9 protein-coding genes are annotated in these 8,247 nt (G+C 50.3%); 5 read left to right on the forward strand and 4 right to left on the reverse strand.

Annotation, left to right across the window (positions count from 1 at the left end):
* A partial coding sequence (locus AQR02_RS31145; protein WP_148449143.1) for a zinc ribbon domain-containing protein occupies window positions 1-216 on the forward strand: 216 nt, incomplete at its 5' end.
* Between the two features lie 198 nt (window positions 217-414).
* On the forward strand, window positions 415-1,107 hold the full coding sequence (locus tag AQR02_RS08140; protein ID WP_054940143.1) for a class I SAM-dependent methyltransferase: 693 nt from the start codon (window positions 415-417) through the stop codon (window positions 1,105-1,107).
* A gap of 115 nt (window positions 1,108-1,222) precedes the next feature.
* On the opposite strand, the gene AQR02_RS08145 is transcribed toward AQR02_RS08140, so the two are convergent.
* The 4 genes from AQR02_RS08145 to AQR02_RS08160 all read right to left on the reverse strand — a co-directional run bounded on the left by AQR02_RS08145 (window position 1,223) and on the right by AQR02_RS08160 (window position 5,187).
* Window positions 1,223-2,305, reverse strand: coding sequence for a hypothetical protein (locus tag AQR02_RS08145; RefSeq protein ID WP_054940144.1), 1,083 nt, complete (start codon window positions 2,303-2,305; stop codon window positions 1,223-1,225).
* A 60-nt stretch (window positions 2,306-2,365) separates the two neighbouring features.
* Window positions 2,366-3,631, reverse strand: a complete 1,266-nt coding sequence (locus AQR02_RS08150; RefSeq protein ID WP_245237218.1) for a HAMP domain-containing sensor histidine kinase — start codon at window positions 3,629-3,631, stop codon at window positions 2,366-2,368.
* Between the two features lie 104 nt (window positions 3,632-3,735).
* Window positions 3,736-4,395 carry a response regulator transcription factor gene (locus tag AQR02_RS08155; protein ID WP_054940146.1) on the reverse strand — a complete coding sequence of 220 codons (660 nt, stop codon included), beginning with the start codon at window positions 4,393-4,395 and terminating at the stop codon, window positions 3,736-3,738.
* A gap of 372 nt (window positions 4,396-4,767) precedes the next feature.
* Window positions 4,768-5,187, reverse strand: coding sequence for a hypothetical protein (locus tag AQR02_RS08160; RefSeq protein WP_054940147.1), 420 nt, complete (start codon window positions 5,185-5,187; stop codon window positions 4,768-4,770).
* Between the two features lie 234 nt (window positions 5,188-5,421).
* On the opposite strand from AQR02_RS08160, the gene AQR02_RS08165 reads away from it, so the two are divergent.
* From AQR02_RS08165 to AQR02_RS33765, 3 genes are all read left to right on the forward strand, one after another.
* Window positions 5,422-5,994, forward strand: coding sequence for a DJ-1/PfpI family protein (locus tag AQR02_RS08165; protein ID WP_054940148.1), 573 nt, complete (start codon window positions 5,422-5,424; stop codon window positions 5,992-5,994).
* Between the two features lie 617 nt (window positions 5,995-6,611).
* Window positions 6,612-7,235: a hypothetical protein gene (locus AQR02_RS08170; RefSeq protein ID WP_054940149.1), complete on the forward strand. Its 624-nt coding sequence runs from the start codon at window positions 6,612-6,614 to the stop codon at window positions 7,233-7,235.
* Window positions 7,236-7,405: 170 nt separating this feature from the next.
* Window positions 7,406-8,247, forward strand: an 842-nt coding sequence (locus AQR02_RS33765) for a glycoside hydrolase family 36 N-terminal domain-containing protein (RefSeq protein WP_280818612.1), incomplete at its 3' end; no start/stop codon positions are given.

The raw sequence follows: 8,247 nt of genomic DNA on the forward strand, positions 1-8,247 counted from the left end.
TTCAGACAAATGCTTACCTACAAATCGAAATGGTACGGCAGAGAATTAATCATCGCACCCAAAAACTTTGCAAGTAGTCAATTATGTTCCTGCTGTGGCTACAAAAATGCAGAAGTGAAGAACCTGGCTGTACGTGTATGGTCATGCCCTGCATGTCATAAAGAGCACGACAGAGATTGGAATGCTGCTAGAAATCTTCTAAAACTAGCAATGTAAATTGCACTCATCGGGTTAGGAACTAGCCTATAAGCTTGGGTAAACTTGGAGCAGCAGCTTTATTGACCAAGAAGCACCCACCTCTTAGGTGGTGTGTAGTTCACGCCTGTACCAGTTTTTGAAAAGCAAGCTTGCCGCGCTAGGGAATAATTAACGTAGATGAGACGAGCTGAGCAGAGAAAGGTGAGATGAGTGCAGATGAATGGAGCAAAATTGGATTTAGAACGTATTGTGTTTATTGGCCGGACGTTTGACGAGTATATGAGGATGTTTGATTTACAGCCGGGTGAGCTGCGTGGGCGGAGTTTCCTTGACTGTCCTGCAGGAGCCTGCTCCTTCACTGCAGAAGCGAACCGGTGCGGAGCCATAGCTGTTGCGGCTGATATCGCCTACAGTTATTCAGCAGAAGCCCTTCAGGATAAGGGGCTCGCCGATATTGAGCATACATTGAATCAGCTTGATAGGGTACGCGATAATTTCAAGTGGGATGATTTCCAATCCATTGAGGGGTTGAAGCAGGCAAGAACGGAAGCGCTGACTGTGAGTACCTTAGACAGACTGGCCCATCAGGAGCGTTATGTAGCTGCAGAGCTGCCTGTGCTGCCTTTTGCCGATCAGACTTTTGATATGACTTTATCCGCTCATTTTTTATTCATGTACGGAGACAGACTGGATGTTGATTTTCATCTGAAGACCCTCCGCGAGCTGCTGCGTGTAACGAAGGAGGAGATCCGCATTTTTCCGCTGACGGATCTGTCCAGCCTGAGATATGCGCATTTAGATGAACTGATCAGTTTTATTCGCAGCCAGGGCTGGAATGCAGAAGAAGTACGGGTTCCATATGAATTTCAAAAAGGAGCCAACTCCATGCTGCATCTGAAGAGGGTATAGCTTTTGTTAAGCATCTTACACCCGAACGGTGTATGTTTCACCGAGGCGTAACGGCCTAAGAGGACCGGGGGCGCCGCCCCCCCCGGTCCTCCCTTTTTTTGAAAGAGTTCCTATTCTAATCGGCGTTATCGGCAGCCTCATAAATAAGGCAGCGCAGGGCCTGATCCGGATAGCGGAATTCCGCTGTATAGCTGCTTCCGTCCACCAATAACAGTTTCACTGCCACCATGCCGCGTTTGTTGTTAACCTCTGTGTCGGTCAGATAAGCTTTGACAATTCTCCGGGTTTCTCCCTGCTTGTCCGTAATGACCTGGGTAGCTTTGTTAATCCAGCTGGCATCCTTGCGTATGGCGCTGGCGGCGGCTGCGTCGATGGGGGTTCTTTTGAGGGCAACATTAATTGCAGTCGTATCCAGGACGACTCCGGTTTTTGCATCAATGATCACGTTATATTCCCAATATTCTTTGCCTTGCCCATGCAAGGTAAGCGACCTGTAAGGAGCCGAGTGAACGTTCCAGGTTGGATGTTTGTCCAGTCTTAGTTCATCTTGAAATACTTTCGTTTGCAGCTTGGAAATATCGGCATCGAACAGCTTGCGCACACTGTCAGCCGCCAGCGCCTCTGCGTTAGCTTTTCTGGATTCCTGAAGGGGGGGCTCGGTTACATTTTGACTGGAAGCGATATAAAGTTCCCGCCAGCTCCAGTCAATCAGCTGCAGCAGCTCTTCATCGGTCAAAGTCCGGTCCGGGAAGTATAACGTAGTGTTCTCCAAATCCAGATACACTTCTGCTTGTCCCGGCTTTAACGGTAGCTGCTGCTCGGGGCGCATGCCATCATACACATACTGATCTGACAGAACCGCCGAGCGTTTTTCTTCGGAATCGGTCATTACCCGGCCTGAAATGCGGGGCTCGTTGCCAGGCTTGTTCAGGATGTCATAGATTCGCTTGATTTCCGCTTTCGTCATTTGATTAATCAGATCCTCTGTCACAGTGGATACCGGTGCCGGTGCCTCCACTTTCAACACAGGAACCGTGTTTCCGGTCACACCCGGCTGGGCGCTGCCCTGAATCGCCGGGGTGTTTCTGGCTACGACTGTGGAGTTCACGAAGCCGGGCACAAGATATGCGCTGACTGTAAACGCGCCTGCAGAGCAGAGGATAACAGCTAACGTTGCGGACAGTTTTTTCTTGCTCAATTGTATTACCTCCATTGGGATCCAGGATGTTGAATCTGTCATTACTTTAATCCCGTGATGTTATAGAGTAGGAGGGCAGTTGTTATGGAGTTGTAAAAAGATACGGATGCTTGTCCCTGCACCGGGAACCGAATGCAGCTCAATTCTTGCTTGGTGCGCCTCAGCAATTTGCCGGCATAAGGATAATCCCAGCCCGGCATTGCCATATGTCCGGGAACGTGCCGGGTCCGCCCGGTAGAACGGCTCGAAGGCACGCTTGCCCTGCTCCGCCGTCATTCCGCTTCCGCTGTCGCGCACTTCCAACACAGCTTCCCCGTTCAGAGGATAGGCCAGCAAGGAGATGGGGCAACCCGGTTGTGAAGCATGAATGGCATTTTCGATCAAATTCACCAGGAAGGTTGCCAGCAGATCTTCATCTCCCCATACGGCTGGGATCGAGCTGTCCGTCTCCAGCGGGATTCCGTTCTCTGTTAAAATTTGCTGTTCCGTCTGCACTACAGCCTCGAACAGAGCGGAAACATTGACCTCTGCCTGTACCAGAGGCTGATGCCGCAGTACGGACAAATCCAGCAGCTTAAAGGCCAGATTCTTCAGCCGGACCGTTTCACTCCAAATATAGTTGGCAGCCTTTATCTGATCCTCCGGGCCAATATTCGCCGAGGTGAGAAATTCAGCAAATCCCTGCATACTGGTCAGCGGTGTACGCAGTTCATGGGCCAGATTCTCGACCATTCGCTGTTTCTCCTCGGCCATGTCGGAGAGATCGGTCATCCGCTGCTCGACCACTGAAGCCATCCGGTTGAAATTAAAGGCCAGCTCCCCGAATTCATCGGTGCTGTGAAGCTCCACTCGGTTTGAGTAATCACCTTCGGCAATCGTCTTGGTCGTCTCTGACAGCAGCCGGAGCGGCTTGGTCAGCTGCCGGATCAGGAGATAGAGGAGCAGGGCCAGTACGGGACCGACCATCCAGTTAATCATGACAAAGAAGCGGTTCAGCTCATGCTGCTGGACGTACAGCCCGCTGATGTCGCGTTTATAAGCCAGCTCCAGATACCCGTAAGGTGCAGGGAGCGGCATGGATAACTGGATGGTATGTTCAACATGCATAACGGCTTTTCCGCCTGACGGGTAGATTAGCCGCCCATTCTCCCGCAGCTCCAGGCCAATCCCCTGCCTGCGGTAGTGTTCGCCGTACGACTCAGCCACACTGAGCAGCAGGGCAGGGGTGAGGGTATAGCCCCGCGCCTGCACTGATTCGAGATTCTCATAGATATTGTTGGCGATCAGCAGTTGCTCGCTGGATGCCCGCTTGGTTTCACTGTCCATGTTCAGCTGCCAGCTTTTTTTCATTACCATAATTACACTAACATCTAGGGCTGCAATGAAGAGTATGAGGACGGAGAGGAGAATCTTATGCCAGAACCGCATGGCTAGACCTGAACTTCCAGCCGGTAGCCCAGCTTGAATACGGTTTTGATCCGTTCTTCCCAGCCCAGTTTTTTGCGCAGCTGACGGATATGTACATCTACGGTGCGGGTATCGCCGGCAAAATCATAACCCCAGGCCAATTCCAGCAGCTTTTCTCTCGAAAGGGCGATATTCCGGTTGCGGATCAGCACTTCGAGCAGTTCAAATTCCCGTACAGTCAAATCCACCGGCAGCTGGTCTACCCGGACGTGGCGTTCCGGAAACCGGACCTCTACCCCATCACAAATAAAAGCAGAGGCCGTATGTTCGTTCCGGCGCAGCACGACGTTGATGCGGGCCAGCAGCTCAAGAATTTCAAAGGGCTTTATGATATAATCATCCGCCCCCAGCTCGAACCCTCTAATCCGGTCGGAGAGTGCATTTTTGGCTGTAATCAGAATGACCGGAATCCGCAAATGGGCAATTCTCTGCATCACTTCAAATCCATCCAGACCGGGAAGCATCACATCGAGCAGGATAAGATCTGTTCGCTCCTGCTCCAGAATTCCGGTAACCTCTGGACCGGTATACGCTTTGGAATACGTGTGTCCGACCAGCTTAAGGTTCATTGTAATCAAATCATTAATTGGCCGTTCATCTTCAACCACTAATATATGGGCCATCCACTGAGTATCCTCCTAATTCCTGTAGTAGCGGAATGTTCTGTCCGCAACCGCTTCGGCAGCAAGCATTAGCTGGAAATTTTGCACGTGCTGCTTACCTTCCGGCCCGTTATGTACCGGTAAAGCCCCGAACCGATCAGCGTATTCATTCCGCTCTTGTTCACATTCTTCAGCCCTTCTTTCCTGAGTTGTTAACGATTTACACTTTATCATACCAGATTTTAGAATCTTTGATGAATAGACCAAACTGTCATGGAAAAGCCTGCATACTTCAGTGCGCGGTTACTGGCTGATGATGCCTTTAAGCACCCTTATAGCAAGAGAAACTATTGAACGAGCTGGGATTTGTGGATTATGATGGTTATATCCGGATCAGCGTGAAGAGCGGCGATTCAACCGGAAGGTTCCTGCAATCTTCGGTACATCGTCATTGACCATGCGCTTCAGCAGGCGTATCGGCCTGCCGTATTTCCGGTAATCATAGTCGTCCTTTGATCGATTAAGGAACTCATCAGGAAGCTCTTCCGGGACCGTGTAGGCAAAAATTCGTCCCTGCCGGTAAGCCAGGAATAGTATCGGAGATTCAGCATACCCCTCGTCATGCCACTGCTTCAAGGTCATTTTATAGACTAACAGACTTAGCGCATCTCCATAGATCTTCCCTTTGTATTTGAAACGGAAAAACACACCATATGCTGCATCCTTCAGCCGGCTGCTTCGTTTAACGGAGGTGTAGCAGCTCCACCAGCGGGGAAACTTCAGGGTGAAGCCGTATCTGGGGTCTCGGTACATGCGTACATTCGTACGCTTCCTGGCAGCGCCAGAAGGAGGCCTCTTCGCTGCCGTTCTTCTTCTTTGGATTCTTCGGTTCAGCGTCATCACATCCTCACGGTTCGTTATCGGACTCTAGGTTCTGGGCATAATAGTCAGGATATTCATCCATGGGATTATGTGATTGGGCTACTGCCCGGTTGCCCGGAAATCACGGGGTTGTGCACAATAAAATCAATTATTCGAGGTGCGGTAATGGGGACAATCCTTTGTTTTATTTCAGCAGATTTCGCTGATTTTGAGATTACACTGGCGCTTCATAAACTTAAAAATGCCGGAAAAAAAGAAATAATCTCCGTAGGCTATGATTCCGGACCGGTAATCAGCGAATCCGGGTTGCGGTATAAGCCTGATTTAATGCTGGCTGAAGCATTGGAGCTGGAAGATATAGAGGGGCTGATCATCCCAGGCGGGCCCATCCGGAAGCAGCAAAACGGACTGAGCGAGCTCATCCATAAGCTGGACCAGGAAGGGAAGATGCTGGCTGCAATATGCAATGGTCCGCAATATTTGGGCAGGGCGGGTGTGCTGCATCACAGGAAATTCACCACTTCCTGCTCTGTTGACAATATCCGCAGGCTTAGTGTAAAGGATCCCTTCCCGCGTCAGAATTTTCTGGACCGGAGAGTGGTGAGGGACGGGCATGTGATTACCGCGAAAGGCCGGGCATTTGTGGACTTTTCTTTTGAAATTTTTGATTATATGGGTGTTTATGAGGGCAGAGAAGAGGAACAGGATCAATTGTATATCGATATTATGGACCGGTGAATCGCGGGATGATATTTCAGGAGGTGGTGCTCCTATATGTATAAAAAAGTGCCTGTAACACAGGTAAACCCCTACTATTGATTTGCATCAACAATAGAGGTTTACGTAGTAAGCACTATACCCATGTTCTTCTCAGACTCCTTATCCTATCCTTTGTACTCAGCCGGGTAGAAATCGTCCGAGGCGGCAGTAAATTTGCCTATCCTGCACATTAAATCTTCTCTAATTCATCCTCTGGCCACGCTAGGATTGATGTTCAATATTTGAGCTTTAAGAAGCTCATACCAGTTCGTTCCGGGATGGATTGAAAGCTTTAGCGTCAGGATCAAAGATATAGTCTCAAGCTCAGGGATTACAGCGGCTAAGGATTGCTGCGGTGAGATTTTCTTGCCCGTCAGGCTTCCTTCCAGCAGTGTAAGGTTCCCTTGAGTTGATGTCTAAAGTATATCCTGCTTCTCACGGATAGTAAAAAACCGTATAGCTGTAAAACAGGACTATTTTGCAATAAACGCTAATGTAAGCGCTATTATACTGGCTGGTTCTTAGTTTTTTGAAAATAATTCACGGCGGTTTGCTGCCAGCTTATCCTGTATAATTAACCGGAGAGGTGAGAAACAATGAAGCTGTTTCAGATGAAGGCATCGCCCCTGGGTGTGGAGCGGACTCGGGAGTTTCTGGAGGATAACTATTTGTGCATCGGCTATCCCGGCACGGGAGAGTTAGAGCAGGCCGATCGTGAGGAGCTGCGGGTAAAACTGCTGCAGGCCGGGACTTGCGAGGAGCGGAACCTGGAAGAAGCAATAGACAACCTGTGGCTGTTTGTGCATGAAATGCAGGACGGGGACTATATTCTGATACCTGACGGGGATTGGGTGCACCTGGGCGATCTGGGAGACTATTTCTATGATGACACGCATGACAATGAGGAGGATGGCCGGTGTCACCGCCGGGGGGTAACCTGGTTGAAAAGCATGCCCCGGCGCTCACTGAATTCCGTTGCAGCGGAGCTGCTGGCGGAGGATGCGCTGATTTCCCGTTACCGGGGGACACTTCCATCGGCAAGGCTGGAGCTATGGATCGAGGATACGGGAGCTGATATGAGGAATTCTGGCGGAAAACCGGCAGGTGTGGATGAGGACACTCTTAACTTGGCTGTTGCCGTCCTGAAGGAAGCACTACTCAGCGGGGATCCTGAACGGCGGGAACGGGCGGCGATTGCAATTTTGCAGTACGCAAGATGATGCTGGGGTGATTTTGAAGCGATTACAAGTTATACTGAACGGGATTGAATGTTAAAAAAGTAGCCTTAACTAACAAAAAAACGCTAACAAAATTCAGTCTATTCTTCCGTTACGGTTATTTACGCGGAGAAGTTCAGGAAGCAAGGCTAACAACCCTTTAGGAGGCTTCAATGGGAATTCAATATTTTGCAGAAGAGCGTATTTTTCATCTTCAGAGCAAGGCCACAAGTTATGTCATTCAACTGCTTCCTACCGGTGTGCCGGCGCATGTCTATTGGGGCAGGAAAATCCGTTCAACAGGTTTGTCTGCCATCCTTCAGCGGACGGAGCGCTGTTCTTTTTCACCTAGTCCATATCCTGAAGACATGTCGATTTCTTATGACACAATCGCCCAGGAATATCCTTCCTACGGGGTAGGGGATTTCCGGCATCCGGCTTATCAGATTCAGGCGGAGAACGGGACTACAGCTTCTGAGGCAATCTATGAGACACACCGGATATACAAGGGCAAGCCGAAACTGGAAGGTCTGCCGGCTACATATGTCGAGCAGGAGAATGAAGCGGAATCACTGGAGCTTGAGCTGCTTGATCCGGTCGCCGGGCTGCGGATAATTCTGAGCTACACCGTGTTCGAGGCGTTGAATGCCATCACGCGGTCCGTTAAATTTGTGAACGAAGGCGGACAACAGCTGAAGCTGCTGCGCGGTCTAAGCATGAGCGTAGACTTCCGCGATGCGGATTATGAGCTGTTACATCTCTCCGGCGCCTGGGCACGTGAGCGCTATGTGGAGCGCAGAGCACTTGCTTCCGGCATGCAGGGCATCGAGAGCCGCCGCGGGGCAAGCAGCCATGCGCATAACCCGTTTGTCGCGTTGCTCGCGAAAGGCGCAGATGAGGAGCATGGGGATGTCTATGGCGTCAGCCTCGTATACAGCGGCAGTTTTACCGCTCAGGCTGAAGTAGATCCGTACCGGACGACCCGCTTATCCGTCGGGATCAATCCTTTTGATTT

This window comes from Paenibacillus ihuae, from assembly GCF_001368795.1.
GTDB classification, from domain to species: domain Bacteria; phylum Bacillota; class Bacilli; order Paenibacillales; family Paenibacillaceae; genus Paenibacillus_AQ; species Paenibacillus_AQ ihuae.